Origin of the sequence: Streptomyces sp. NPDC051018 (assembly GCF_044456085.1) — a bacterium.
Classification (GTDB): Bacteria; Actinomycetota; Actinomycetes; order Streptomycetales; family Streptomycetaceae; genus Streptomyces.
Genome location: NZ_JBITFN010000001.1, coordinates 355,114 through 381,072 on the forward strand (window position 1 = coordinate 355,114; position 25,959 = coordinate 381,072).

Here is a 25,959-nt window from a genome sequence, read left to right on the forward strand (position 1 = left end):
GAGGACCACCCATGCCCCGCTGCACCCCGCGACACCGCACCACCGTCCTCGTCGCGCTGACCGCCTGCACGGCTCTCGCGCTCTCCGCCTGCGGAGGCGTGGAGAAAGCGGGCGGGAACGGTACGAACACCCCGGAGCTGACCGAGTCACTGCCGGCGGCGAAGAGCGGTGTCGACTCGCTCAGATGGGCTCTGTACGCCGAGCCCTCGTCCCTGGACCCCATCTACAGCAATGACTTCCCGCCGATGGAGGTCCTCGCCAATGTCTGCGAGAGCCTGCTGAGGATCGACCCCGACCTCACCTTCAAGCCCTCGCTGGCGGCCTCCTGGACCAACCCCGACCCGCTGACCTGGGTCTACAAGCTGCGTGACGGGGTCACCTTCCACAGCGGCGCCCCGATGACCGCCGAGGACGTCGCCTACAGCCTCGGCCGCAACCTCGACAAGGCGCTCGGCTCGTACCACGACGCCGTGTACAAGAACGTGGCGTCGATCCGGGCGAGCGGCGACCAGGAGATCACCGTACGGCTGAAGAAGCCGGACGCGCAGTTCAACCAGGCGATGGCGACTCCGGCCGGGCGGGTCGTCGGCAAGGCCGCCGCCGTGAAGGCCGGGAAGAAGCTCGGCCGCCCGGACGGCGGGGTCGACTGCACCGGCCCGTTCGCGCTGTCGGAGTGGGCGGCCGGGAAGTCCATCACCCTCGACCGCTTCGACGGCTACTGGGACAAGAAGCGCGCCGCCAAGCCGGCGAAGGTGGACTTCGAGTTCATCCGCGACCCCGCGGCCCGTACCACCGCGATGCTCTCCGGTGAACTCGACGGCTCCTGGTTCGTGCCCGCCTCCGGCTATGCGAAGCTGCTGAACACCGACAAGGGATCGCTCTACTTCGGCCGTACGACCGGGAGTTACGTCGGCATGGTGACCGACCTCAAGGGCCCGCTCGCCGATGTGCGGATCCGCCGGGCGCTCTCCATGGCCGTCGACCGCAAGGGCATCATGACCGCGGCCGTCTCCGGAGCCGCCGAACCCCTCAAGGCGCCCGCCGCCCCCGGCACCTGGGGCTACGCCCAGAAGGAGCTGAAGGCCGCGTACGACGCCCTGCCCGACCCCGGCGGTTCGCTGGAGCAGGCCAAGAAGCTGGTCCAGGAGGCGGGCGTGCCCGCCGAGCCGGTCACCGTCGCCGTCACCGGATCCCAGTCCGAGATGCCGGTCATCGGCACCGAGGTCAAGCGCGCCGGGGAGTCCATCGGGCTCAAGGTCGACATCAGGACCCTGCCCGCCGACAACTACAACGCCCTGTACAGCGACGCGAAGGCCCGTGAGGGCATCGACATGCTCTTCTCGCTGTGGCAGGCGGACTATCCGGACCCGACCGCGATCTACCAGTACCTCCAGAGCGGCGACACCTTCAACTTCGCCGGGTGGAAGGACCCGGAGTTCGACCGGCTCATCGACGAGGCCAAGGCGACCGCCGACGGCGCCGAGCGCGCGGGACTCATCGCCCAGGCCCAGCAGAAGGCCGTCGACCAGGTCGTCTGGATGCCGCTGTACACACCGTTCAACCCGCTGTTCCTGAAGAAGGGCCTGACCGGGGCGCCGATCTCCTCGGTCCAGCTGAGCTATCCGTGGGCCGCCGACATCGGCGCCGCCCAGTAGGACCGAGCCAGGGGGCGTGGGAGCGAGAGGGGAACAGGCCCGGCCGCCGGGCGCGCCTCGCTCAGGGGGAGGCTCCCGGTCCGGACGCCGGCGCATGTCGCCGATGTCCCGGACCGGGGGCCTTTCGCGTACGGCGGGCCGGGTGCGGCCCGGCGCGGTGCGGTCCGGTGCGGCCAGGCGAGCGCGGTGCGGCCCACGGGATCCGCCGTATCCGGGCAGGGCCCCAGGCGTGCCGGTGCCGGTGCCGGTGCCGGTGGGATGCGGGTGCGGGTGCGGGTCCGGGGTGCCGGTGCGTTCGGCCGGAAGACGGCGCCCGCAACGCCCCTGACACCGGTCCGTATCGCGCCACAGCGCGTCTCCTGCCGCAGGAGGCCCGTTGACACCGTCCGCATGCCCTCGCACCATCGATGCCGCCCCGGACCGGTCGGCCCCGGCCGACCTACCGGGCGCCCCGCTCCACTCCCCGCCGTCCCCGCCGTCCCCGCCGAAGGGTGTACTGCCATGCGGAAGTCCCTGTCCTTACTCCTCGGCGCCCTCACGCTCGCGGCCGGCGGTCTGTCGGCCGGGACCGCGCCGGCCGCAGCAGCCGGAGCCGCCCCACCCGGCGGGTCCGGCCCCGGCCCCGCCGCCGAGGTCGTCGCCCGGGCCCGGACCACCGCCTCCAGCGGCTTCGGCAGCCTGTGCTACCAGGCCTATGTGCAGGACGAGGGCTGGCAGGACCTGACCGCCTGCAACGGAGACATCGCGGGAACCGTGGGCCAGGCCCGGAGAATGGAGGCGCTCACCGTCGGGACCGCCGGAATCGGCGGGGTGTGCGTCCGCGCCCATGTGGCCGGCGTGGGCTGGCAGGGCTGGCAGTGCGCCCCCGACGGACGGGCGGTCACCGTCGGCACCACCGGTGAGAACCGGGCGATCGAGGCCCTGAACCTCCAGGTCTTCGGCAACACGAGGATGCGTGCCCTCGCGCATCTGGCCGACAGCGGCTGGCAGGGCTGGAGCCCCTGGTGGCCGACCGCCCTCGTCGGCACCGTCGGGCAGTCCCGTCCGATGGAGGCCGTCCGGATCGCCATCAGGGCGTGACCGTCGCGGAGGACCGGGTCCGCTTGCCGGGCCGCTTGCCTCCGGGCGGGCCCCGCGCCGCGGACGGCTCGGCGCCGTGGACGGACCGGCCCGGCTCCCGCCCGGCGGCCGGGGCGGCGCTGCCACGGGACCGAAGGCCCTGGTCGGAGCGGGATTCGCGGTTTATCGTACGTTGGGTCCGGAAAAACTCGCGCGGACAGGGGGAAAGTCGCGAATCGGCCCGACGAACGGAGGAGTGCCGTGCGGTCGCTTCACCCTGATCACGCCCCGACGGGTCCGGCGGACGGCGAGCAGTCCTGGGACATCGCCGTCGGCCCCGCCGTTCCCGTACCCGTGGCCGTTCCCGTACCCGCGTCCACCGAGGGGTCCGGCCGGCCCGGTCCCAGCCCCGCGCTGCTGCGGCGCGTCGCCGGATTCCATGAGTCCGGGGTGGGGACGGCCCGCTTCCTGTGGTGCGAGGAGGGCCGGTGGGCCCGGTGCGGACTGGAATCGCGCCCGGGAACCCCGGGCACCGTCGCGCTGACCCTCAGCCCCCTGCCGGGACCGCCCTCCGGACTGACCGCCCGAGAGATCGACATCATCTCGCTCGTGGCGCTCGGGCTGTCGAACCGGGAGATATCCAGCCGTCTCGGTACCAGCATCCGCACCGTCACCACCCAGGTCGAGCGGCTGCTGAAGAAGCTCGGCCAGGACTCCCGCGCCGGTGTGAGCGCGCTCGCCGTCGACCGTGATCTCATCCGGCTGCCGATCCCCGGCGGGGTCGAGCACCGCTCCGGCATCCGCGTCCTGGACATCGAGCGGCACAGCGCCACCGCGTCCGCCGTCGCCGCGCCGGCCCGCCACCGGGCCCGCGGCAGCCGTGACACCCTCCGTATCGGCACCATCGCCGTCTCCGGGGCCTTCGCCGCGGACGGCTGCGAGACCGCCCAGGGCGCGGCCCTCGCCGTCGGCGACATCAACACCCTCCGCCATGACTACGGCCGGTCCGTCGAGCATGTCACCGTGCGGATCGACCCCCTCGACGAGGAGTCGGTACGGACCGGGCTCGCCGCGCTCGTCGAGGCGGACGTCGACGCCATCACCAGCAGCTACGCCAGCGCGCTCAGCCCCGCCGTCTTCGAGTTCGCCGCCGACTTCGGCCGGACGTTCCTGCACACCAACACCTGGACGCGCAGTGTGGACGCCGTACGCGAGGACCCGCGCCGCTACGGGCACGTCTTCCAGACCTGCCCCTCCGAGACCACCTACCAGGCCGCGCTCCTGGCCTATCTGCGCACCCGGCCCGCGCCCGGCGACCACGCGCACCGGCTCGCCGTCGTCGAGCTGGACGGCTACGGCTGCGCGGTCACCGACCGGAACTTCGAGACCCGGGTACGGGAGGCGGGCTGGCGGGTCACCTCGACCCACCGGGTCGGGCTGGCCGTGGAGCACGTCGACGAGCTGATCGCCGGGGTGCTCGCCGACCGTCCGGACGTGGTCGTCCTGTCGCATCTGTCCGTGGAGACCGCCGCCGAGTTGCAGAACGCGATCACCCGGCACCGCCCGGACCAGCTCACGTACCACATCTACACCCCGTCCGTGCCGGGCTTCGCCCGCCGGATCGAGCACGGCGGCGGCCAGGTCGTCTGGTCCACCGTGACCGGCCGCCCGGACGATCCGCTGGGCCGCCGCTTCACCGAGTCGTACGCGCGCACCTTCGGCACCCCGCCCGGCCGCAGCCAGGCCAGCGCGGCCTACGACCAGGTGCGGATGCTGCACGCCGCCTTCTCCATCACGGGCTCGTACCACCCGAGGGCCATCGGCGGCTATCTGCGGGAGTCCGCGTACCGGGGGGTCAACGGCACCTATCTCTTCGCCGACCCCGGGCAGTCCGTGACGGGCTATCCGTACGACTCCGGCGACCAGAGCCTGTCCCAGCCCACGCTCACCTACCGACTGTCGGGCGGCGGTCAGGAGATCCTGTCCGTCGCCTGACGGCGACGAGGACAACCTGTCCGCCGCCCGACGGCGGCTCCCGGGAGACCCTGTCCGCCGCCCGGCGGGGGCGGCGGCGGGGGCGTCACGACATCCCGGCGAAGAACTTCGTGTAGTCGTAGCTCACCCGGGGCACCGCGCAGGGGTGCCCCAGCACCAGATGCATGGTGCGGCGCCGGGGCTCGATGACCGCGCTCGCGACCGTCGAACCCTGCTCCAGCTCGTGCTCCTCGGGGTTCGGGTGGCAGCACACCGCGTCCGGGTAGTTCTCGTGGTCGCTGAGCACCTCGTGCCAGCCGGCGACCGACGGCCGGGGCATCAGCTCCGCCATCGCGATCGCCCGCTTCTGGCGGAACAGGGTGTCCGGCATGACCCGGGGCCCGTGATCGGTGCCCGAGGACGCGAACGCCGTGTCGTCGCTGTCGAAGTGGTTGGTGTGCACCAGATAGCCGCCCGCGCCGACCGCCCGCCAGCTGATGTCCGACGCCGACCCGGGCCGGGTCTCCGCGTCCACGGCCCGGCCGTCGCCGACGATCAGATAGTTCGCCGACGAGGAGCGGTCGGCGGACATCAGCACGTCCTCCGCCGCGTCCACGGACTCCGTCTCCAGCAGGGCCCGCAGCATCAGGTGGTACGGCACGCCGGGGGCGCCCACGTCCAGCGAGGTCACCAGCGCGTTCGTCAGCACCGTCAGACCCGCCGAGTTCATGCCGAACTTGGCCAGCAGCCCGGCCTCGACGACCGACACCCACCGGGGGCCGTTGGTCGGCTCCGTCTCCAGGACCACGACCGTGCCGTCCGCGAAGGGGATCCAGTCCCAGTTCTGGCCCACGATCGGCTCGGGACCGCGCAGATCGCAGAACGAGGTGCACTCGGCGGGGGTGCGGCCGCCGGCCGCCGCCAGCTTGCGGGCCTTGCCGGAGAAGAGGATCTCGGTCCGCAGATTCAGGGCGAGGACGTCGGTGAACGAGACCCCCGCGCCCTCCGCGATGCCCTGCATCTCCTCCAGGCAGTCGGCGTCGAACCGCTCCACGACCGGGACGAAGGTCTCCGCCACCGCGGTCGCCGCCTGCCAGTTCAGGTCCGCGAACTTGGCGTAGACGCGCTCGTAGTTCTCCAGCGACAGCTGGATCCGGCCGGCGGCCGCGGCCCCGTACTGCCGGCCCCGTCCGCGAGCCCCGTCGCTCGCGCGGATCACCAGGGGTGTTGTCGTACTCATGCGGCGCTCTGCCCTCCGTCGACGGCGATGACGGTACCGCTGACATACGCGGCCTCGTCCGATGCGAGGAACAGGCAGACCCGCGCGACCTCGTCGGCGGTGCCGAGCCGCCGGGCCGGGATGCGCCCGAGAACCTGTTCGAAAGCCTGGGGGTCGTGCGACACGGTCGTCATCGGGGTGTCGATCACCCCGGGCGCGACCACATTGCACCGGACCCCGCCCGGTCCCCACTCCACGGCCAGCTGACGGGCCAGGGACACCACCGCGCCCTTGCTCGCGCTGTACGCGGCACTCGGCTCGCCCGCGTCACCGCGCACGGCCGCGATGCTGGACAGCAGGGTGACACTGCCGCCCTCGCCGCCCTCCAGCATGCGCTCGGCGGCAGCGGCGGCGACCAGCAGCGAACCCCGGGCGTTGATGTTGACGATCGTGTCCCAGTCCGCCGCCGTGGTCGTGACGGCGGGCTTGAAGCGGTAGATGCCCGCGCAGTGCACCAGCGCGTGCGGGGCGAGCCCGCCCCACGCCTCGTCGACCCCGGCGAAGGCGTCGCGCACGGACGCCTCGTCGGTGATGTCGCAGTGCCGCGTGACCACGCCGTCGTCCTCGCGCGCCCGGTCCCCGACCAGATCCAGCCCGAGCACGGACCAGCCGCGCCGAGCCGCGCCCGACGCCGTCGCACGCCCGATGCCCGAGAGGGAGCCGGTGACGAGCAGCCGTCGCTGCGTGTTCATGAGGTGAGAACCCCTCCGTTGACGTTGATGGTCTGCCCCGTGACGTACTCGGCACCCGAGAGCAGATAGTGGACGGCGTCGGCGACGTCCGCCCCGGCGCCGTGGCGTCCGAGCGGGACCTCGGCGGCCACCCGGTCGCGCTCCTGCTCGAAGGACCGCCCGCTGCGCCGGGACCGGGCGTCCAGTTCCTCACGGTGCATCTCGGTCATCACATACCCGGGCGCGACCGCGTTGATCGTGCAGAGCGGGGCGAGTTCCAGGGTGAGCGTACGCATCAGCGACTGCACGGCCGCCTTGGAGGCGCTGTAGGCACCGGCGCCCGGGGTGGGCTGCTGGGCGAAGAGCGAGCCGATGACGACGATCCGGCCCGTGGCACCCCGGGCCGCCGTCCGCTCCAGCTCCGGGCGTACGGCCCTGATGCCGTGCAGCACCCCGAAGAAGTTGATGTCGAAGACCCGCCGGATCTCGTCGTCCGGGGTGTCCAGCAGCGGGGTCTCGGGACCGCCGACGGCCGCGTTCGCCACCAGGGCGTCCACACCCCCGAACGCCTCCACCGCGGTCCGCGCCATCGCGGCCGCGTCCTCGGGGCGGGAGACATCGGCGACCAGCCCGGCGGCTCGCTCCCCGGTCCCGTCCAGGGCGCGGGCGGCGGCGCCCACCCCGGGGTCGACATCGGTGAGGAGAACGTTCCAGCCCTCCGCCACCAGCCGGGCGGCGATGGCCTGGCCGATACCGCGCGCGGCGCCGGTCACCACCGCCGTACGCCGGGTGACGGCCGTACCCCGGGTCATGACAGCGCCCCGGCGGCGTCACCGGCGGCCGGCAGGGTCGCGGGTGCGGTGTCGCGTACGGCACCGGCGATCTCGCCGCACCTCGCGAACCAGATCCCGTCCCGCTCCCTGAGGGAGGTCAGGAACGTCTCCAGCATGCGCAGCCGGCCGGGACGCCCGATGATCTGCGGGTGCACGGTCAGGGTGACCAGCCCCCCGTCCTCGTGGATCGCGGAGGTCTCCTCGCTCCACAGCTCCGCCACCTCGCGCGCGGAGCGGATCGTACGGTCCCAGCTCGTCGCGTCGAACCAGAAGTGCGGAGCGTCGTCGAGGGTCCAGTGGACCGGGATCTCCACCAGGTCATGGCCGGGGTGGGTGTACGGGGTGATCGCGTCCATCATGTTGGACGAGTAGCGGAACCCGCTGCCGGCCAGCAGATCCAGGGTGTTCGGGCTGATGTCCCAGGACGGCGAACGGTACCCCTCGACCCGGTCGGTGAACCGGCGCAGCACGGTCAGCCCGCGCTCCAGCTCCGCCGCCTCCTCGTCCCGCTCCATCAGATGGGGGGAGCGGTGGGTGAATCCGTGGTGCCCGATTTCATGACCCCGTCCGGCCACGGATTCAAGGATCCCGGGATATCTTTCCGCGTCACCGCCGCAGACGAAAAACGTGGCCGGTATGCCGAGCCGGTCCAGCATCTCCAGGAGCCGGGGAACGGCGATCTGTGCCCCGTACCGGGCCTGGGAAAGAACTCCCGGGCGGGCGGCGTTCGCGGGATCCTCGGCGAGCCACAATTCCTCGGCGTCGAAGTCGACCGTCAGCGCCATTGCCGCCCTATAGCCGTCTGGCCACATACGAGGTCCTCTCTCCATTACGGGATCGGGGAACACGTTAACGGCGGGGGTCCGCAATGCGAACTCCGTAAGATTACGTACTCATGCCCTGGTCAGCGCCGTTCCGGGGCAAGTGGTCCGGGTCACTGTGCGGCTGTACGTACAGTTGCGTATGTCGGTCACCGCCGGGGTTTGCCACCCTTCGGGAATCGATTGAACCCCCGTTGAACCGACGGGCGCGGAGAGGAATCAAGCCGGTGTCCAGTCCCACCACTGAAAAAGCACCTCAGCTGACGAGAGTGCTGCGGTTGCCCGCGATCGTCCTGTTCGGCCTCACCTACATGTCGCCCGTCGCCGTATTCACGACGTACGGCATCGTCAACGACGAGACCGGCGGCCATCTGCCCGCCGCCTATGTGCTGGCACTCGGCGTCATGCTGCTGACCGCGCACAGCTACGGGCGCATGGTGCGCAGCTACCCGGCGGCCGGTTCGGCGTACAAGTACGCGCAGAAGTCCTTCGGCGGCCACATCGGGTTCCTGACCGGCTGGACCCTGATGCTGGACTACCTCTTCATGCCGATGGTGTCCTTCCTGCTCGCGGGCATCTATCTGCACGCCGAGTTCCCGGGCGTCCCGCAGGCCGTGTGGAGCGTGGGCGCGCTGCTCCTGGTGCTGGTCTTCAACATCATGGGCGTGAAGTTCCTCAGCAAGATCACCGCGATCGTCATGGGCGTCACCGGACTGCTGCTGGCCTTCTTCGTGATCGTCGGCGGATCGAAGTCCGAAGCGGGTGCCGGTGACGCGTTCTCGGCGTTCGTCCCCGCCTCCGACCAGTGGGGACTGCTGGCGGGCGGCGCGGCCATCCTGGCGCTGAGCTTCCTCGGCTTCGACGCCGTCTCCACCCTCGCCGAGGAGGCCCACAACCCGCGGAAGACCGTGCCGCGGGGCATCATCCTCACCACCGCCATCGGCGGCGGGATCTTCATCCTGGTGGCCTGGATCGGTTCCCTGGTCCGCCCGGACAACAACTTCGCCAACCCGGACTCGGCGGGCGCGGAGCTGATGGAGACCGTCGGCGGCAGCGCCCTGGCCGGCGCGTTCACCGCGGTCTACGTGCTGGGCTGTATCGGCAACGCGATGGTCTCGCAGGCCAGTGTCTCCCGCATCATCTTCTCCATGGGCCGCGACGGGCTGCTCCCCAAGCGGGTCTTCGGCCGCCTCCACCCGAAGTTCGGCACCCCGGTGGGCGCGCTGATCGGTGTCTCCGCCGTCGCGCTGCTCTCCGTGGTCCTCACCCTCGACCAGGCCGTCGTCATGATCAACTTCGGTGCCCTGGCCGCGTTCTCGATGGTCAACCTGAGCGTCATCAAGCACTACCTCGTCGGCGCCGGCCGCGATCTCGGGCCGCGCTCCCTGATCGTCAACGGGCTGCTGCCCGGTCTGGGCTTCGCCACCACGGTCTGGCTGTGGACGAGCCTCACCGGCACGACCTTCGTCGTCGGTCTGCTGTGGATGGCCGCGGGCCTGGTGATCCTCGCGATCACCACCCGGTTCTTCACCCGTCAGCCGCCCGAGCTGCACATGGACGCGGGCGAGAAGGACGAGGCCGCGGTGCCCCCGGCGGACGGGACCCCGGACGCGCCGGAGACCGTGGGCGCGCGGTAGTTTCCGCCCCCGGGATTCCGGGACCGTGAGCCGTGAGCCGCGGGCCCCGGCGCCGGAGTGAAGCGCCCGGAACCGGCCCGTCCATCGGGTCGGTTCCGGGCTTCCGGGGGCTCCCGGGTTTCCGTTCTCGCGGGCCGACGGACTCGGGGGCCGGCGGACGCGCCGTCGGCGGGCTCCCGGGCTCCGGCGCACGGCCCGCCGCTCCCCGGACCGGGCCCCGGGGTCCGGCGCCCGGCTCAAGGCCCCGGGCTCCCAAGGCAATACACCCAAGGGCTGTCCCGCAATCTCCGGCGGGCGCACGACGACAGCTACGGCACCTCGCTTCGTTGTCGAAACGCCCAAATACGCCCAGTATGCGGGCGCTCCTCCGCCTTGCGATGCACCGCATCTGACGCCGCGCGCTGATCCACCGCCGATTACGGGACAGCCCTTAGGCCCCGGCCCCGACGCTCACCCGCCCGCGCTCAGGCCTCCGCGTCCGGGCGGCGCAGCGCTTCGAGGATGTCCCCTACGGGGATGTCCTCGATGCCCGGCTCCGGTTCCGGACGCGGCTCACCCGCGTCGATCTGCTCCCGGTAGCGGTGGGCCACCGCCCGGAGATCCGCCGTGACCTGGTCGATCGGGTCGCCCTCCGGATCATCCGGGATGATCAGGGTCGCGGTGTGGACGGCCTCGCCCCAGACGCTGAGGGTGAACCGGCCGGGCTCGAAACCGGTCGCGTCCTGGATGTTCACCGACGGCAGCCGCCACTGCTCCGCCGCCAGCAGCTCGCCCCGGAGCCGTTCGACCTGGACCAGGCTCGTCGACCCCTGGTCGGGGTCGAAGTGGTCGACGATGTCATCGGCCATCTGGATCCGCAGCACCACCCCGCGGTGCAGGGCGCGCTGCCCGGCCTCGCGCCACGACCACGCGTTCCAGGCGGCCCCATCGCTCTCCTCCAGTCCGGCGAGATCCTCCAGGATCAGGCTCTCGGTGTAGCCGGAGGGGACCAGCCGGCACAGCGAACGGGCCGCCAGCAGCGTCCAGCGCGCCGAGTCCGACCCCAGGGACCGCTGTACGGCGGCGAGCCGGCGCAGCGCCAGGGTGGCGCCCGGGTTCTCCTCCAGCTCCAGCCACTGGAGCGCGCAGCGCCGCAGATGGTCCTCGGCGGTGCGCGGATCCCCGGTGCCCTCGGCCGCCGTGGCCAGCAGATCGTGCAGTCTCGCCCGCGGATACGGATCCCCGGGCTCGGTGAGCCCCATGGCCTCCGTCAGGGGCGCCCGCGCCTCCTGGAAACGCTCCACGGCCAGCAGTTGCTCGCCCAGCCGCCGCAGGGCCGTCGCCACCCCGGCGGCGTCGTCGGCCGCGCGGTGCAGCTCCAGGAGCCGTTCCAGCGCCGGGACCGCCTCCGCCACCGCCGTCCCCGCGTTCTCCACCTCGTCGGCGAAGACGGTCCACGCCCTGATCTCGGCGCCCGGCATCCCCGTCTCACGGGCGAGGGACGCGGCCTGCCTCGCTCCCTCCAGCACGGCGTCCATGTCGTGCCCGGGGTCCTGGCGGTCCCGTTCCACGGACGCCAGCAGCAGCTCGATCCGGTGATCGGGCAGATCGAACGTCTCCGTCAGGGCGTCGGCCGCCAGCCGCTGCCGACCGGCATCCTCGGTCTCGTCGAGATAGGTGTGCAGATGGAACAGCCGCATGACGGACGTCAGTTCCAGCAACTGGTCGCCCATGGCACGGCTGACGTCCCGCGCGACGGCGTAGTGCTCCTTCGCCGTCTCGAAGTCCTCGCGGACCGAGGCGATGTCCCCGAGCGTGAACTCGCAGCTGGCCTCGACGCGTACGGATCTCAGCCGCTGGTTGAGCTTGATCGCGTCACGGACCAGCCGGGTCGCCTCGTCGGTGTCCGGGGGCTGCTGGTTCAGCCACACCGACGCCAGTTCCTGGAGCGCCATGGACTGGTGGAGGGGCAGATCGAGCCGCTTGAAGTCCTCCAGCACGGCGCGCATCTCGCTGCGGGCGGTGTCGGTGTCGTCCTCGCGGAGGTACTGCACCAGCGCCCGGTCGTAGCGGACACCGGCCACCGCGACCCCCCGGTCCCTCACCTTCCCGGCCGCCGCCATCGCCTCCGTGAACAGCCCGGCGATCCGGGCCCGTTCACCCGCGTCGCCGTGGCCCGCCCAGTACCGCGCGAGGGTGCGCAGCGCGTCGGCGAGGGTGCTGTCCCGCCCGTGCAGCCGGGAGAGCGTGATCGCCTCCGTGACCTGCGCGTAGCAGCGCTCCGGCGCACGGCGGCCCGCCTCGGCGGCGGAGTAGCTGAGGATCGCGGCCCGGTCGCGGGGATTGTCCGGGGGACACAGCTCCAGCGCCCGCTCGTAGTACAGATCGGCGTCCGTCGGGTGTCCCAGCTCGCTCTCCGCGTTCGCGAGCTGGAGGAACAGCCGGTGGACCCGGGCGTGCTGGAGCATCTCCCGGCAGATCGCGGCGGACCTGCCGAAGCGCATACGGTTGAACTCCACCTCCGCCAGCGAGATCGCGGTGTCCACGGCCAGCTCCGGCAGCTCCCCCTCCACGGCCAGGCGGTGCACCTCCCGCAGGATGCCGTGGTCCAGCAGCCGCGCGTCCGGCTCCTCCAGGAAGTCGCCCAGCTCCTCGGCGAGCCGGCGGGCACACCGTGCCGCCCGCTGTCTGCGCTCCCGCGGATCCGTGAGCGCGAACAGCGGATCGAGCATCAGCGGCACCCGGAACCGGGTCCCCCCGCCCTCCACCGGGGTGCGCTCCAGCAGGCTCAGCCCCGCCAGCTCATGGGCGCGCCGCTCGGTCTCGCCGGGGTCCGTGCCGGTGAGCCGGGCGAGCGTACCGACCGGCACGGGCAGCAGATACGGCGCGGCCGCCGTCAGCAGCTCCCGGGCGGCGGAGTCGATCCGGTCCATCAGCATGGGCGCGAAGATGTTCTTCTCCAGGAACTCCCCGCGCTTGTCCCGCAGCCGGGCCCGCAGCGCCTGCTCGTCGAGATCGCCGTCCATATCGCTGCGCGCGACGTTGAACAGCCACTCCAGCAGCCGCGGATTCTGCCCGGCGAGCCGGCGCGCCCAGCCCACCACCGGTTGCGGCAGCGGTGCCGGCTGCTGCAACCGGTCCACCAGCCGGTCGAGTTCGGGCTCCAGCAGCGGATGCAGCTCCATCCGCTCCAGATGGCGTACGCAGTCCAGTACGGGCAGATAGCGGCTGGTGATCACGATCCGGTGCACGGTCACCGACGCCCGTACCGCGTCGACCAGATCGGCGAGCACCGCGGCGGCCTCCGGCAGGGTCACCGGCCGCCCGTCGACCAGCTGGAGATCGTCCGGAGTGAGCCGGTCCTCGCGGAAGTTGAACTCGAACTCGTCCAGCACGATCAGCAGATTGGGCGCCCGGTCGAGGAACGACAGCAGCTGCCGGCGCAGCGGCCGGCCCGGTGTGGGATCGCCGAGGGCCGGGGCGAGCCGGGGGTCGTCCTGGATGGCGCTCAGCACGGAGCCCTCGTCGAGATGGCCGTGCAGCCACAGCGTGTGCCGGTCGCCGTCGACCAGGCGCTCCCGGATCCGCTGCGCCAGGGTGGTCTTGCCGACCCCGCCCATCCCGTGGACGATCAGCCCCGCGGACGGCTGCTCCACGTCCCAGAAGTCCAGCAGCCGCAGCGCCCGCTGGATCTCGCGCCGCCGTCCGACGAACCGCCGGGGATCCAGCGGCTCCCCGGCGAACCCGGGGCGGGATCTGCGGATCACCCGGTCCCTGCCGGGCGCCCGGGCGGGGGTGACCAGCGGCCCGGGCAGATCGCCGCGTACGAACATCCGCAGCAGATGCCAGTACGGCACCGAGTCCCGGACCAGCCGCCGGTAGGTGCCCGCCAGCGCGACCGCGGGCGACAGCCCTTCCGCCAGCTGCTGATAGAACGCCGCCGCCGCCCCGGTGGCGGCGCTGTCCGGCACGGGCCGGCCCCAGCCGAGCACCAGCGGCGCGGAACAGCGGGCCAGCGACTCCGCGAGCGAGGCGACCGCGCCCGACTCCGGCGACTCCGCGGTACGGCAGCCGGACAGGAACACCACATGGGGGGAGCGGCCCAGACCGTCGTGGATGTCCTCGGCGGTGGCGGCCACCGCCTCCCCGTGCGGCCCCTCGGCGAGAAACCGCGGCCCGTCCTCCGTCAGCACCGCGTGCCCGGTCAGATGGACGACGTCGACATCGCCGCGGGAGTACTCCAGCACCCGGTGCCGCAACTGCTCCAGCTCCCCGCTCTCCTCCACCTCCAGTTCGATCCGGAAGCGCCGGGTGGCCTCCCAGATCTTCGCCTGCTCGGCGTCGTGGTCGAGGGCCCCGCCCGCGGACTCCGGAGCGCACGCCATGAACGCCAGATGCAGGGGTCTGCTCTGCGGGCTCCGGTGGCCGGCCGCGCCCGCCACCTGCCGCACCGGAACGACCGGGTTGGCCGCCGCGACCAGGAAGCCCTTGCCGTCGTGCAGCAGCTCCCACGGCAGATGCCCGAATCCGGCGTCCGTGCCGATGACGAGCGCCAGCACGTCCCAGGAGCCCCGGGTCCGCCCGATGAACCCCGACAGCCGCCGCTCGGGGGTGTCCAGAAACGTGAACAGCCGGGTGCCGTACGACTCCAGCAGCGCCCGGGCCTCGCCCGGATCGGCCGGGAGAGGGGCGTAGTAGTCGGTCTCCGCGCGCGCCAGCATGTCCTCGATCGAGGACAGCTCCACGGGTGCGGTGCCGGGTTCGGTGTCCGGCCCGTAGTCGTAGCCCAGTAGGGCCGTTCCGGGGCCGAGCCGGTCGACCCGGATGGTGATGGTGCGTTCGCGCTGGTCCATGGCCCGGGGTCCGCCCCTGGCGCCGCTCAGTCGTCCTGCTCCGGCGGCGGCGCCAGCAGCCGGGCCAGCGCGGCCTCGTCGAGGGAGTCCAGGGCGATCCTGCGGCCGTCGACCAGCACCATCACCACCCTGTCCGGGCGGTCGGGACGGCCCTTCCAGCGCTTCCACCAGCGCATGATCTGCTCGGCCAGCGCGGCCGATCCGGCGGCGATGCCCACGACCGCGGCGACCGTGACGAGCACCGGTTCCTTGTTCGTCGGATCGGCGGTCAGCAGTTCCACGTCGTCGTGGACACCGGGCAGCGCGGCGAGGTCCTCCGCGGCTCTGTGGAACCCGTTGCCCTCGACCAGGATCCGAACCGTCACGAAACCCCCCAAGGCTCAGCTGATCGCTGTTCATATCGTGCCCCAAGGCCCCGGCCGGGGGAAGCGAAACGGCTCCGGAGGGGCCCTGGACCGCGCGGACCCGTGCGGGGCCGCGATACGGCTACGAACGGGTGCAGCGCCCGGTGGGAGAACTCGCCGGCGGACGGCACTGGAGTCCGAAGTCCGCGGAACTCCCGCTGAGATAGCGGCCCATACAGGTGTTGGCGGAGGTCCGGCCGCGTTCGGCGCAGAAGGCGAGCGCGGCCCGCCCGTCGGCGAACGGTCCCGGCGCGTAGATCACCCAGTAGCCCGGCCGCAGCGAGGCGTAGTCGTCGCTGCGGATGTAGACCGCCTCCGGTACGGACTCCCGCACGCGGGCGAGCCGCAGGTCCCGCGCGTCGGTGCCGGAACCCACCGGCTCCGAGAAGAGCTGGGCGATCCAGCGGCCCCCGGAGGCGGGCGGGGCGGTGAACGGCTGCTCGGGCTCCGGGGCGGGCGCGGGCGCCGAGGTCCGGGGGGACGGTGGCGCCGAGGTCTCCGGGGGCGGTGCCTGGGACGCGGACACGGACGTAGAGGGGGAGGGAGAGGGAGAGGCCGACGGGGAGCCGGAGGGCGCGGGGGAGGCGCCTCCGGCCGGGCCCTGCCGTGCCTTCGGCTCCCCGTCACCGGAGTCGCGCAGGGCCAGGAGCAGCGCGGCCGTCGCGATGACCGCCACCACGGCGACCACGGCGACGACGACGGCGGTACGGCTCCGGGCTCCCCGGGAGGCGGGCACCGAAGGGCTCGGCACCGTCGCGTCCGGCACCGCGGGCCGGGGGCTGTCGATCCGGGTGGGCACGGGAGGCACGGGCCTTCGGGCCCCCGGCGGGGGAGGCACCGGCCCGGGAGGCGGTGGCGGCACCGCGGAGGTCAGCGTCGGCCCGGCCCAGTCCGGCACCCCGCCCGACTCCACCCGCGCCAGCATGGTCTCCAGCTCCGCCGCGTCCGGCCGCGCCCCGGGATCCCGTACGAGCAGGGCCTGGAGTACGGGAGCGAGCGGCCCCGACCGCACCGGCGGCGGCACCGGCTCGTCCAGGACGGCGGCCAGCGTCGCGAGCGTGGTCGGCCGGCGCAGCGGACTGACACCCTCCGCGCAGACGTACAGCACGATCCCCAGCGACCACAGATCGGACGCCGGATGGTCGTTCCGCCCCCGGATCCGCTCCGGCGCGATGTACTCGGGCGAGCCGACCAGTTCGCCCGTCATCGTCAGCGAGGTGGATCCCTGGAGCGCCGCGATCCCGAAATCCGTGAGGACGGCGGTCCCGTCCGCGCGCAGCAGGATGTTCGCGGGCTTGACGTCCCGGTGCTGGATGCCCGCCGCGTGGGCCGCCCGCAGCGCCGAGAGCACCTGGCGGCCGATCCCCGCGGCCCGGACCGGGGTCATCGGGCCCTCGTTCAGGCGCTCGTCCAGTGAGGAGCCGGTGACCAGCTCCATCACGATCCACGGATGCGGATCACCGTCCACGATGTGATGGACCGTCACCACATGCGGATGGCTGAGCCGGGCGAGCGCGCGGGCCTCGCGCAGCACCCGTTCCCGTACGGAATCGGACGCCGCCGCGTCGTGCCGTACCTCCTTCAGTGCCACTTCCCGGTGCAGGGCGGTGTCCCGCGCCCGCCACACGGTGCCCATTCCTCCGCTGCCGAGCCGTTCGATCAGCTCGAACCGCCCGTCGACCATGTCCCCCGAGGTGCTCATGGCGGACAGATTAGAGGAATTGACCTACCCGGCCCGGGGATCCGCCCCGGTTTCCGGCCAGTGGCCGGCTGCTGTTCCGGGCGCCGGTACCGGGCCGGTCTCCGGTCCCGGCCGGGCAGGGCATCCGGGGCGTCCGCCGTCACCGTGGTGCCTGCGGCCGGGTGGGCGGCCGGGATGCCGGAAGGACGCCGACGGGGCGGCGTACGCCGATGTGTGTCGGGTACGCCGCCCCGGGGCGGGTGGGGCCGCGGGGGCGGCCCGGGGGTTGGTGCCGGTTACCTGGGGTCGCGGTTGAACTGCGCCGTCGCCCAGCGGTAGCCGAGCGCGGCCAGGCCGATGGACCAGGCGAGGGCGAGCCATCCGTTGTGGCCGATCTCGGTGCCGAGGAGGAGGCCGCGGAGGGTTTCGATGGCGGGGGTGAAGGGCTGGTACTCGGCGATGGGCTGGAACCAGCCCGGCATCGCGTCGATCGGGGTGAAGGTGCTGGAGACGAGGGGCAGGAGGATCAGGGGCATGGCCATATTGCTGGCCGCCTCGGCGTTGGGGCTGGCCATGCCCATCCCGACCGCGATCCAGGTGAGGGCCAGGGCGAACAGGGCGATCAGTCCGAAGGCCGCGACCCACTCCAGGACGGTGGCGTCGGTGGAGCGGAAGCCGATGGCCACGCCGACGGCGCCGACGAGAACCACGCTGGCGATCGACTGGAGGACGCTGCCGAGCACATGCCCGATGAGGACCGAGCCGCGGTGGATCGCCATGGTGCGGAAGCGGGCGATGATGCCTTCGCTCATGTCCGTGGAGACGGACACCGCGGCCCCGATCACGGTGCTGCCGATCGTCATCAGCAGGATGCCCGGGACGACGTAGGCGATGTAGACGGAGCGGTCGGCGCCGCCGAGGCCCGCGCTCATCACACCGCCGAAGATGTAGACGAACAGCAGGAGCAGCATGACCGGCGTGAGCAGCAGGTTCAGGGTCATGGACGGGTAGCGCCGGGCGTGCAGCAGATTGCGGCGGAGCATGGTGCCGGAGTCGCGTACTGCGAGGCTGAGAGAGCTCATCGGACGTCCTCCTTCTCGGTGCGGTCGGTCCGGGCGGGCTGGGTGTTTCCGGTCAGGGCGAAGAAGACGTCGTCGAGGTCGGGTGTGTGGACGGTCAGTTCGTCGGCCTCGACGCCGGTGGAGTCCAGCCAGTCGAGGATGGCGCGCAGTTCGCGCTGGCTGCCGTCGCTGGGGATCTGGAGGGCGAGTGCTTCGTCGTCGCGGGTGACCTCGTGCAGCGCGGCGGCTGCGGAGTGGTAGGCGGTGGGGTCGGCGAACCGGAGTCGTACGTGTCCGCCGGGGATGAGCCGCTTGAGTTCGTCGGCGCTGCCCTGGGCGACGATTTTGCCGTTGTTGAGGACGGCGATGCGGTCGGCGAGTTCGTCGGCTTCCTCGAGGTACTGGGTGGTGAGGAAGACAGTGACGCCGGTGGTGACGAGGGCGCGGATGATCTGCCACATGTTGTGGCGGGCGCGGGGGTCGAGTCCGGTGGTGGGTTCGTCGAGGAAGATGATCTGTGGGTTGCCGACGAGGGTCATGGCGATGTCGAGGCGGCGTTTCATGCCGCCGGAGTAGGTGGAGGCGGGCTTTCTGGCGGCGTCCACCAGGTCGAAGCATTCGAGGAGTTCGGTGGCGACCTGTCGTCCTTCGCGCTTGGAGAGGTGGTGGAGGTCGGCCATGAGGAGCATGTTCTCCTCGCCGGTGATGAGGCCGTCGACGGCGGAGAACTGGCCGGTGACGCCGATGGCGGCGCGTACGGCCTGGGGGTCGGCGGTGAGGTCGTGTCCGGCGATGTGGGCGTGGCCGGCGTCGGCGGTGATGAGGGTCGAGAGGATTTTGACGGCGGTGGTCTTGCCGGCGCCGTTGGGGCCGAGGAGGGCGAAGACGGTTCCGGTGGGGATGTGGAGGTCGATGCCGTCGAGGACGGTCTTGTCGCCGTACGACTTGTGCAGGCCGGTGGCGGAGACGGCGGCGGGCGGGTGTGAACCGTCACCGCGCCTGGACGTGGGCATGACAGACGAAGACATGGAGTCCTCCCATTCGGGGACTGAGGTCATCGGGGGATCGGGGGAGAGGGGGCCGGTGCCGGGATGGGGAGTTCAGACTTTCGCGCGGCGGATGTCGATGTTGCCCCAGTTGGTCCGGGCGCGGACCGTGACGGATTCCTCGGACTGCTCGGGAGCCTTGGACGAGTCGAGCGTGTTGCGCACCTGGCCGCGCGTGGTCCTGACATCCAGCCAGGCGGCCGTGCCCTCGCGGATACCGATCTCGATGGAGCCGTTGGACGTCTCCAACTGGACCTCTCCGCGTACGACTTCGGCGAGGCGAACCATGCCGTGGGTCGTGGTGCCGGTGACGGACGCCTCGGCGCGGGCGATGTCGATGCCGCCGTGGGCGCCCTTCAGCCGCAGCTCGCCGGTCACGGCACCGATGGCGGTGGTGCCGTGCGTGTTCTTCAGGCTGGCGGGGCCGTCGATCAGGCCGACGCGCACATTGCCGGTGCTGCTGGTGATCTCGGCCGAGCCCTCGACGCGGTCCACCGTGGTCGAGCCGTGCGGGACCTTGAGATTCACCGGGCCGGTGGTGTCGAGGCGGACGTCGCCGGCCGAGGTCTTCACCCGGACCTCACCCAGCCGGCCTTCACTGATCACACTGGTCCCTTCGCCGGTCACATCGATGGCCGAACCCGTGGGCAGCGCCACCGTGACATCGACGGTGCCGCCGCGCCCGAGGAGGCCGGCCTTGGGCGTGGTGATGGTCAGAACGCCGTTCGCGCAGCTGACCTCGGTCTGCTCGGCCGTCCGTACGTCCAGGTCCTTCTTGGGGTCGCGGGGGAGTACCTCGACCAGACTGCCGAGGCGGTCGCCCGTGGTGAACTGGATGGAGCCCGCGTACACATAGGCGTTGACCGAAACGTGCTCGGGCGTGTCGAAAGAAGGCATGGCTGTCCCGTCCTCATGGGTCGTCGATTCGTCCCCGCTGGTGGGACGTGGTGTGGGTGAAGTGGTGGTGGCGGGTGCGGTCAGCGCACCCAGCCCGTGAAGCTCTGTCCGATGCCGACGCTGCGGGGCTTGTTCGCCGTATGCGGCCGGGTGCTGTCGTCGACCGCGGCCGACACGGTCCGCACCAGCCACGCGTTGACCGACAGGCCCTCGCGATTCGCCGCCTCCTCGGCGCGCGCCTTGAGGTGGGCCGGCAGACGCAGATTGACGCGGGCGGTGCCACCCTCGTCCCCGTCGGCGGGCGCCTGCGCCCTGGGCGGTTCGACGGGCGCGGTGACCGCTTCCATGGGGCCGCCCTCTGCGGGCGGCGGCGTCACCACGAAGTCGGGGTCCAGACCGCGCAGCCGTACGTCGACCGAGCCGGGGGCGAGTTCACGGGTGATCTCGTCCATCGCGGCGGAGAGCACATTGAGCATGGTCAAACGGGTCGCCGACTCCAGAGGAGCCGTGAGGCGCTCGGCCAGCTCACGGGCTTCCTTCCCGCCGGCTTCGGCGGCCACCGCGAGTTCGCGGCGGAGGGTGTCGACATACGGAGTGAGGTCCATGGCATGAGTATGGCACCACTTTGGCGCCACATGCAAGTCTGGATGGCGTCTTGTGCGTGCAGATTCTGGCGCGATGGCTCTGACCTGCGGAAATGCCAAGGTGCTGGGCTGGGTCAACGTGGCGCCATGTGTGCTCAGGGGGTGATGGCGGTCCGTGGTGGCGCTGGATGGCGCAGTGTGGCACCTGTTGGCGCAGGGTGGCGCTCGGTGGCGCCATCTCGGGCCAAGTGGTGCCACAGGATGCCCTGAGAGGGCGGCCCGCTCCCGCCGTACCGTCTGCGGCCGGGCCCACCCGGGGCGCCACGATCGTCGAGCCCCCCGGGTGGCTCCGGCAGAACAGGCGGGCGATGGCGACGTGCGGGACCAACGGTTCAGGATCAGTGGCCCGGCGGCAGGCGTCTGCCTCGGCGATATCCGCCTGATCGGCGACGTGAGGGCCGGGCGACGTGAGGGCCGGGCGGCGCGGGACGGCGGACGGTCCGGGGGCGGTGCGCCGACCGACCCGGCCCGGCTGCGGGACCGTACGACGGCCCGGTCCGGGCGGCGGGCGGGGCCGGTCAGCCGTTCCGGCCGAGTGCCCGGGTCGCGACCTTCCCCAGGTGGGCCGTGAACACCCGTTCCGCCTCCGGGGTCAGGGTGCGCAGGGCCACCATCGCCGTGAGGATCACATCGCACAGTTCGGACTCGACGTCCTGCCAGGTGTGGGTCCGGCCCTTCCGCGGGTTCTGCCCGGTCGCCCCGACGACGGCCTCGGCGACCTCGCCGACCTCCTCGGAGAGCTTCAGCATCCGCAGCAGCAGCTCCTGTTCGGCGGGGCGGGTGCTCGCCTCGTCCAGCCAGCCGCGGAGGCGGTCGACGGTGGGCCAGATCGGGGTGTCTTCCATCGGGGCAGCCTCCCACGGGCGGGGAAGGGGGAGCGCACCCGAGCCCGCGGGGTCCTCGTGCTCCGGTGCCGGTCCGGGCGCGGCTCGTATCCGCGGTGCCTCGCGACCGGTCCGCGGCCGGGGCGGGACGGGTACGCGGCGGGAGCGGGGCGGGCCCGGGGCGCGGCTGGTCCGGATTCGGTCGGGACCCGGTCGGGCCGGGCCCGGGTGCCCGGTGGTGACCCGGGGCGTGCGGCTGGTTCGGTCCGGCGGCAGGGGCCCTGGCGTGGTACCGGTACTGGCGCTACCGGTATGGCTGTGGCACTTTGCGAGGGCTCTGGTCCACTTCGTGTGGTGCGGCAACACGCTGTTCTCCCGGTTCGTCTGCTGGGAGGATCGCCTCATTCTTCAAGTGGGGGGCTGGGCCTGTCATGAGTGAGTGGTCGCCGGAAGTGCTCAAGGTCCTGGAGGCTTCTGGTTGGACGGCGGACAGGCAGGTCGACACGACCGACTGGCGGTCCATGTTCGAAGCGGTCGGCATCGTCATGCACGATGCTGCGGAGAGGTTTCTCCAGGAGTTCGGAGGGCTGACCGTTAGCATCGGCGGCCCGGGAATCAACCGTGCCCGGGAACCATTCGAGCTGGACCCGGAGCTGGCCTGGGGAGAGGATGACCGGTTCTCCGAGTGGAGCGAATCCTTGGGGAGACGTCTCTTCCCGCTCGGCGAGCTCGATCACGGCCGGTTCTTTCTCGGTATCGACGAGGACAGTGAGATCTGCCTTGTCGAGACCTGGGTCGCCGGCTTCGGGTCAATGCCGCACGCCCTCGAGAACCTGATCCTCGGCGTAATGCCCCGCAGGATCGATGGCGATCACAGACCGTCGGATCGGAGCCGCTGACATGGTCATTGGGCTAGCAGGACGCGCTTGCGGAGGAGCTCGAATCCTGCGCGGCCGAACATCTGGCGCTTGAGCATCTTGATCCGGTTGACATGGCCCTCGACGACACCGGAGTTCCACGGTTGGGAGAGTCCGGCGACGACGGCGTCAAGGTCGCGTTCGAGGTGGTGAGCGAACCGGCTGAGACTGGGCAGGCCGGTAGCTGCTCTGGCTGATTGGATCCACTCCGGCAGTTGGTCGCCTTGCAGGTCGGTGACCATGTGGGCGAAGGTGCGCACGTGCTTGGCGAGGACGTCCAGCTCGGGGCAGTTGGCCAGCACGGCCTTGAGCTGGATCCGGTGGCTCTCGACCAGGGCGTCGGGGTGGGTCAGGAGCCAGCGGGTCACGGCGCGGGCCGATGGCGGCCGGGGGCCGACCGGCTGGGGTTTGCCGCGCAGAGTCCTGCTCACGTAGTTGCGGACGTTGCCGTAGCCGTCCGGGTAGCCCTGCTCTCCGATCTCCTCCCACAGCTTCCAGGCGTTGGTGCAGCCTTCCTGCCGGCGCAGGTCGAGGCAGGGCTTGTAGGCGTCGAGCTCGGTCGCGCGGCTTTGCCACTGGCCGGTGAACAGCTCCTCCGGTGTGGCGGCCCGGCAGAAGCGCAGGATCGTGTTGAGCGTCATGCCGAGCTGCCGGGCGACGGATCGCTTGCTGTGGCCAGCCTTCAAAAGCGTGTGGATGGCGGCGTGCTTGGCGCGGGTGCGTTCGGCGAACCGGTGGCCCGTCGGCCAGGGCGATGACGCGGGCAGCTCCGCCTCCTCTGGTGGTTCATCAGGTGGTGCTGGTGCGGGGCGCAGGCAACTGCGGTGCCGGTAGACGCACTTCTCGGCGGCTTCGCCCAGGTTGTGCCAGAGGTGCCACCGGTCCGCGATCTGTATGGCCTGCGGGGCGCCGCGGGTCGCGCCCTCTGCGAAGAAGGGGGCTCGGTCGCGGCAGACGATTTCGATGCCGGGCCGCTCGGCGAGCCAGGCCGCCAGCGTGGCCGCCTCCCGGTCCGGCAGGAGATCGATCGGGCGACGTGTCTCCCCGTCGACGAGCGCAGTTCCGTAGACGCGGCCCTTGCGCTGGGCGTACTCGTCCACGCCGACCACGTGGGCCGCCGTGACCGGAGGATCCGGCAGTGAGGCGATCAGCCTCAGCAGGGTATTCCGACTGACGGGCGCCCCGAAGACGTCCGTCATGCGAGCCCCGGCCCGCGAGCGCAAGGCCGATCGAGATGAGCGTCGCTCGCAGCCGTTCCGTCCGCCGGTGTCGGCGTACGACCTGAGCTGGCCCTGGCAGGATTTTCGTGAAGCGAGGGTGTGCCTCCGTGCGCCGGTGACGCCCCGTCACGGGTAGCGGCGTCGGAGGTGGGCCATGAGGACGACGCGTTGGCGGAGGAGGGGAACTCCTGCGCGCCCGGCCATGATTCTTTTCTGGAGCTTCAGGTCTGTGATTCGGCCTTCGTTGACACCGGAGTTGAACGGTGTGGTGATGCCCTGCACGACTGCGGCCTGGTCCTCGCGGAGGGCCTTGGCCAGGCCGGCCAAGGCCGGGAGGTCCGCGGCCGTGAGGTGATCGGGCCAATCGGACAGCCCGGCTGCGTCGCAGCCCGCGAGCATGGCCGCGAACTGCCGCACCAGATCGTGGGTGCGCTTCAACTCCGGGCAGTGCTCGAACAGCCGACGGAGGCCCTCCGTTGCATGCAGGCCGCGCCGGGATGGTGTCGTGGTGATCCAGCGGGCGACCTGGCGGGGCGAGGGTGGCCGCTCGCGCGGTGTGCCGATCGGCAGCCCGCGACGCAGCGGCGCGACGGCCATCTTGACGCGTTGGCAGTGGCCCAGGCAGCCCTTGGCGACGATCTCCTCGTGCAGCACCGTCGCGGTGTGCTCACCTTCGTCCCATTGTTGACGCAGATGTTCCGGATACGGGTCAAGACTCGTGGACCGGCGCGGCGCAGTGCGCCGTACGCAGTCCTGCCAGGAGGCAGCGCGTGCGTACTTGGCCACGGTGCGTCGGTTCAGGCCGAGCTCACGGGCGATGGCGCTGAGTGACCGGCCTGTGTTGGAGACCGCGTGCACCGCCTCGAACAGGCGCTTGGCGTGGCGGCGAGCGGGAGAATCAGCTGCCCCGGACGGATCCGCCGACGATGACGGAGCCGGTTCGGGCTCAGGCACCGCCTCGGGCAGGCAGCCGCGGTGGGCGGCGGCAATGTCACAGACCCGTTCCGACAGCCCCTGCCAGAGGTGAAAACGGTCGCTGGCCTGCACCGCGTCCGGAGCCCCTTCCCTGATGCCCTGCCGGTGGACCAGCGAGCCGTCCCGGCATACGACCTCGACGCCGGGATGCGTGCGCAGCCAGGCGGCCGGCTGCCCGGCATCGCGCCCGGACCGCAACTCGATCGGCAACCGCGTGCCGGCATCCACCAGCAGCGTGCCGTAGACGTCCGCGTACAGCGCGAAGTCGTCCACCCCCAGCACCCGCGGTGTCACGACCGACGGCAGTCGCATACGCATCAGCTGGAACAGCACACTCGTCCGCGACAGCGGCGCCTTCAGGATATGCAGAAGCCGGGCCCCGCCGCGGCCGGCGAGCAGCACCCCGGCCATCTCCACCAGATGCTGCAGCAGCGGACTACGACGCTGATAGCGCACCGTCAGCCCGTCCACCTGCTCGGCGAAGGTCCGCCGGTCACAGCCCGGACCGTCGCAGAACAAGCGCCGCACCGACAGAGTGATCAGGACCGGGCGTCCACCAGCAGCGACGTCGGCCAGTCTGCGGAGACACCGGCTGTGCACCCGAGCGGACTCGCGCCCGCAGTCCGGACACACCACCCTCAACTCTCGTGTCCGAGCAGCGATACGGACCACCACGCCCGCCGACCACACACGCTCCACCCGCACCCCGTCCAGGTGCGGAGACATGATCCGTACAAGGTCATCACACACGTGCAGACGGTCCCGCTACCCGTGACGGGGCGTCACCGCCGCACGGAGGCACACCCTCGCTTCACGAAAATCTAGCCAGGGCCGTGAACGTGCATAGCCGCGTACGGATGAACGTACAGAGTTCTTGATGTGCTGAGTGCCGACCCCCGGCACGCTGCTGCCTGTTGTCGAAGGTTGCAGAGAGGGGTGGGCCATGGTCTTGGACCCGCAGCGCTGGCTGGAGCTCCGGCGTTTCCGCGGCCTTGGAGTCCGGGGCGATGAGCCTGTCGGAGGTCGCCAAGGAGACCGGGCTGAACTGGCGAACGGTCAGCAAGTACCTGTCTGCTGACTCACCTGCCCCGCCACGCCGGACGGCGAGTGGTCAGCCACGCAAGCGAGTGGTCGACGAGGTTGCTCCACTGATCGACGCGATGCTGCGGGCCGAGATCCTGATGAAGGCCGCGGTGATCCACGAGCGGCTGGTCACGGAGTACGGATTCACCGGGAACTACCAACGGGTCAAGCTCTACGTGCAGGAGGCCCGTCCAAGGATCGCCGAGGAACTGGGGATCACCCCGCGGGAGCTGGCGGGGATGCACCGGCGGTTCGAGGTGATCCCGGGTGCTCAGGCTCAGGTGGACTGGGGCGATGAGGGCAAGATCCTCGCCCATCTGGGCATCCCGAAGGTCTACTCCTTTCACATGGTGCTGTCGTAGTCGCGTGATCCGTTCTGCTGCTTTACCACCGGCCTGGACCTGCAGAAATACGGTCGCGGAGGACGATCCGGCACTCTCAACTGC

19 protein-coding genes and 1 pseudogene are annotated in these 25,959 nt (G+C 71.5%); 6 read left to right on the forward strand and 14 right to left on the reverse strand.

Annotated features, from left to right (window positions below):
• Nucleotides 1-11 precede the first annotated feature (11 nt).
• The 3 genes from ACIBCM_RS01400 to ACIBCM_RS01410 all read left to right on the forward strand — a co-directional run bounded on the left by ACIBCM_RS01400 (nt 12) and on the right by ACIBCM_RS01410 (nt 4,709).
• Nucleotides 12-1,655 (forward strand): ABC transporter substrate-binding protein, encoded by a 1,644-nt coding sequence (locus ACIBCM_RS01400; protein ID WP_399238876.1) that lies wholly within the window; start codon nt 12-14, stop codon nt 1,653-1,655.
• Between the two features lie 501 nt (nt 1,656-2,156).
• Entirely contained in the window at nt 2,157-2,735 is a 579-nt protein-coding gene (locus tag ACIBCM_RS01405; protein WP_399238878.1) for a hypothetical protein, read from the forward strand.
• 240 nt (nt 2,736-2,975) lie between these two features.
• The gene (locus ACIBCM_RS01410; RefSeq protein WP_399238880.1) at nt 2,976-4,709 is read left to right on the forward strand and encodes an ABC transporter substrate-binding protein; all 1,734 of its coding nucleotides are present in this window, start codon (nt 2,976-2,978) and stop codon (nt 4,707-4,709) included.
• Between the two features lie 85 nt (nt 4,710-4,794).
• Here the strand turns inward: ACIBCM_RS01410 and ACIBCM_RS01415 are convergent, their stop codons facing one another.
• Genes ACIBCM_RS01415 through ACIBCM_RS01430 form a run of 4 tightly spaced genes read right to left on the reverse strand, consistent with a single transcriptional unit; the run spans nt 4,795 to nt 8,256 of the window.
• A complete protein-coding gene (locus ACIBCM_RS01415) occupies nt 4,795-5,928 on the reverse strand; it encodes a C45 family autoproteolytic acyltransferase/hydolase (protein WP_399238882.1) in 1,134 nt (377 codons plus the stop codon).
• A complete protein-coding gene (locus ACIBCM_RS01420) occupies nt 5,925-6,659 on the reverse strand; it encodes an SDR family NAD(P)-dependent oxidoreductase (RefSeq protein WP_399238884.1) in 735 nt (244 codons plus the stop codon). The genes ACIBCM_RS01415 and ACIBCM_RS01420 overlap by 4 nt, the downstream gene beginning before the upstream one ends.
• Nucleotides 6,656-7,450 (reverse strand): SDR family NAD(P)-dependent oxidoreductase, encoded by a 795-nt coding sequence (locus tag ACIBCM_RS01425; protein ID WP_399238886.1) that lies wholly within the window; start codon nt 7,448-7,450, stop codon nt 6,656-6,658. Before ACIBCM_RS01425 ends, ACIBCM_RS01420 begins: the two co-directional genes overlap by 4 nt.
• Nucleotides 7,447-8,256 carry a polysaccharide deacetylase gene (locus ACIBCM_RS01430; protein ID WP_399238888.1) on the reverse strand — a complete coding sequence of 270 codons (810 nt, stop codon included), beginning with the start codon at nt 8,254-8,256 and terminating at the stop codon, nt 7,447-7,449. Before ACIBCM_RS01430 ends, ACIBCM_RS01425 begins: the two co-directional genes overlap by 4 nt.
• 263 nt (nt 8,257-8,519) lie before the next feature.
• On the opposite strand from ACIBCM_RS01430, the gene ACIBCM_RS01435 reads away from it, so the two are divergent.
• Nucleotides 8,520-9,929 (forward strand): APC family permease, encoded by a 1,410-nt coding sequence (locus ACIBCM_RS01435; RefSeq protein ID WP_399238890.1) that lies wholly within the window; start codon nt 8,520-8,522, stop codon nt 9,927-9,929.
• Nucleotides 9,930-10,393: 464 nt separating this feature from the next.
• On the opposite strand, the gene ACIBCM_RS01440 is transcribed toward ACIBCM_RS01435, so the two are convergent.
• The 8 genes from ACIBCM_RS01440 to ACIBCM_RS01475 all read right to left on the reverse strand — a co-directional run bounded on the left by ACIBCM_RS01440 (nt 10,394) and on the right by ACIBCM_RS01475 (nt 21,339).
• Nucleotides 10,394-14,761 carry a CHAT domain-containing protein gene (locus ACIBCM_RS01440; RefSeq protein ID WP_399238892.1) on the reverse strand — a complete coding sequence of 1,456 codons (4,368 nt, stop codon included), beginning with the start codon at nt 14,759-14,761 and terminating at the stop codon, nt 10,394-10,396.
• Between the two features lie 26 nt (nt 14,762-14,787).
• On the reverse strand, nt 14,788-15,126 hold the full coding sequence (locus ACIBCM_RS01445; RefSeq protein ID WP_399238894.1) for a hypothetical protein: 339 nt from the start codon (nt 15,124-15,126) through the stop codon (nt 14,788-14,790).
• Nucleotides 15,127-15,247: 121 nt separating this feature from the next.
• A complete protein-coding gene (locus tag ACIBCM_RS01450) occupies nt 15,248-16,867 on the reverse strand; it encodes a serine/threonine-protein kinase (RefSeq protein WP_399238896.1) in 1,620 nt (539 codons plus the stop codon).
• A 275-nt stretch (nt 16,868-17,142) separates the two neighbouring features.
• Nucleotides 17,143-17,928: an ABC transporter permease gene (locus ACIBCM_RS01455; protein ID WP_399238898.1), complete on the reverse strand. Its 786-nt coding sequence runs from the start codon at nt 17,926-17,928 to the stop codon at nt 17,143-17,145.
• Nucleotides 17,925-18,935 (reverse strand): ATP-binding cassette domain-containing protein, encoded by a 1,011-nt coding sequence (locus tag ACIBCM_RS01460; RefSeq protein ID WP_399238900.1) that lies wholly within the window; start codon nt 18,933-18,935, stop codon nt 17,925-17,927. The genes ACIBCM_RS01455 and ACIBCM_RS01460 overlap by 4 nt, the downstream gene beginning before the upstream one ends.
• Before the next feature lie 72 nt (nt 18,936-19,007).
• Nucleotides 19,008-19,850 (reverse strand): DUF4097 family beta strand repeat-containing protein, encoded by an 843-nt coding sequence (locus tag ACIBCM_RS01465; protein ID WP_399238902.1) that lies wholly within the window; start codon nt 19,848-19,850, stop codon nt 19,008-19,010.
• An 80-nt stretch (nt 19,851-19,930) separates the two neighbouring features.
• Nucleotides 19,931-20,455: a toxin-antitoxin system HicB family antitoxin gene (locus ACIBCM_RS01470; protein ID WP_399238904.1), complete on the reverse strand. Its 525-nt coding sequence runs from the start codon at nt 20,453-20,455 to the stop codon at nt 19,931-19,933.
• Between the two features lie 557 nt (nt 20,456-21,012).
• Nucleotides 21,013-21,339, reverse strand: coding sequence for a MazG-like family protein (locus ACIBCM_RS01475; RefSeq protein WP_399238906.1), 327 nt, complete (start codon nt 21,337-21,339; stop codon nt 21,013-21,015).
• 410 nt (nt 21,340-21,749) lie between these two features.
• Here ACIBCM_RS01475 and ACIBCM_RS01480 point away from each other — a divergent pair, with 410 nt between their 5' ends.
• Nucleotides 21,750-22,217: an SUKH-3 domain-containing protein gene (locus tag ACIBCM_RS01480; protein ID WP_399238908.1), complete on the forward strand. Its 468-nt coding sequence runs from the start codon at nt 21,750-21,752 to the stop codon at nt 22,215-22,217.
• 5 nt (nt 22,218-22,222) lie between these two features.
• On the opposite strand, the gene ACIBCM_RS01485 is transcribed toward ACIBCM_RS01480, so the two are convergent.
• Together ACIBCM_RS01485 and ACIBCM_RS01490 are read right to left on the reverse strand one after the other, a co-directional pair.
• Complete coding sequence (locus ACIBCM_RS01485; RefSeq protein ID WP_399238910.1) at nt 22,223-23,434, reverse strand: transposase; 1,212 nt, start codon at nt 23,432-23,434, stop codon at nt 22,223-22,225.
• A gap of 147 nt (nt 23,435-23,581) precedes the next feature.
• Complete coding sequence (locus ACIBCM_RS01490; protein ID WP_399238912.1) at nt 23,582-25,156, reverse strand: ISL3 family transposase; 1,575 nt, start codon at nt 25,154-25,156, stop codon at nt 23,582-23,584.
• Between the two features lie 217 nt (nt 25,157-25,373).
• Here ACIBCM_RS01490 and ACIBCM_RS01495 point away from each other — a divergent pair.
• A pseudogene (locus tag ACIBCM_RS01495) lies at nt 25,374-25,872 on the forward strand (IS21 family transposase); the annotation flags it as partial.
• Nucleotides 25,873-25,959: the final 87 nt, after the last annotated feature.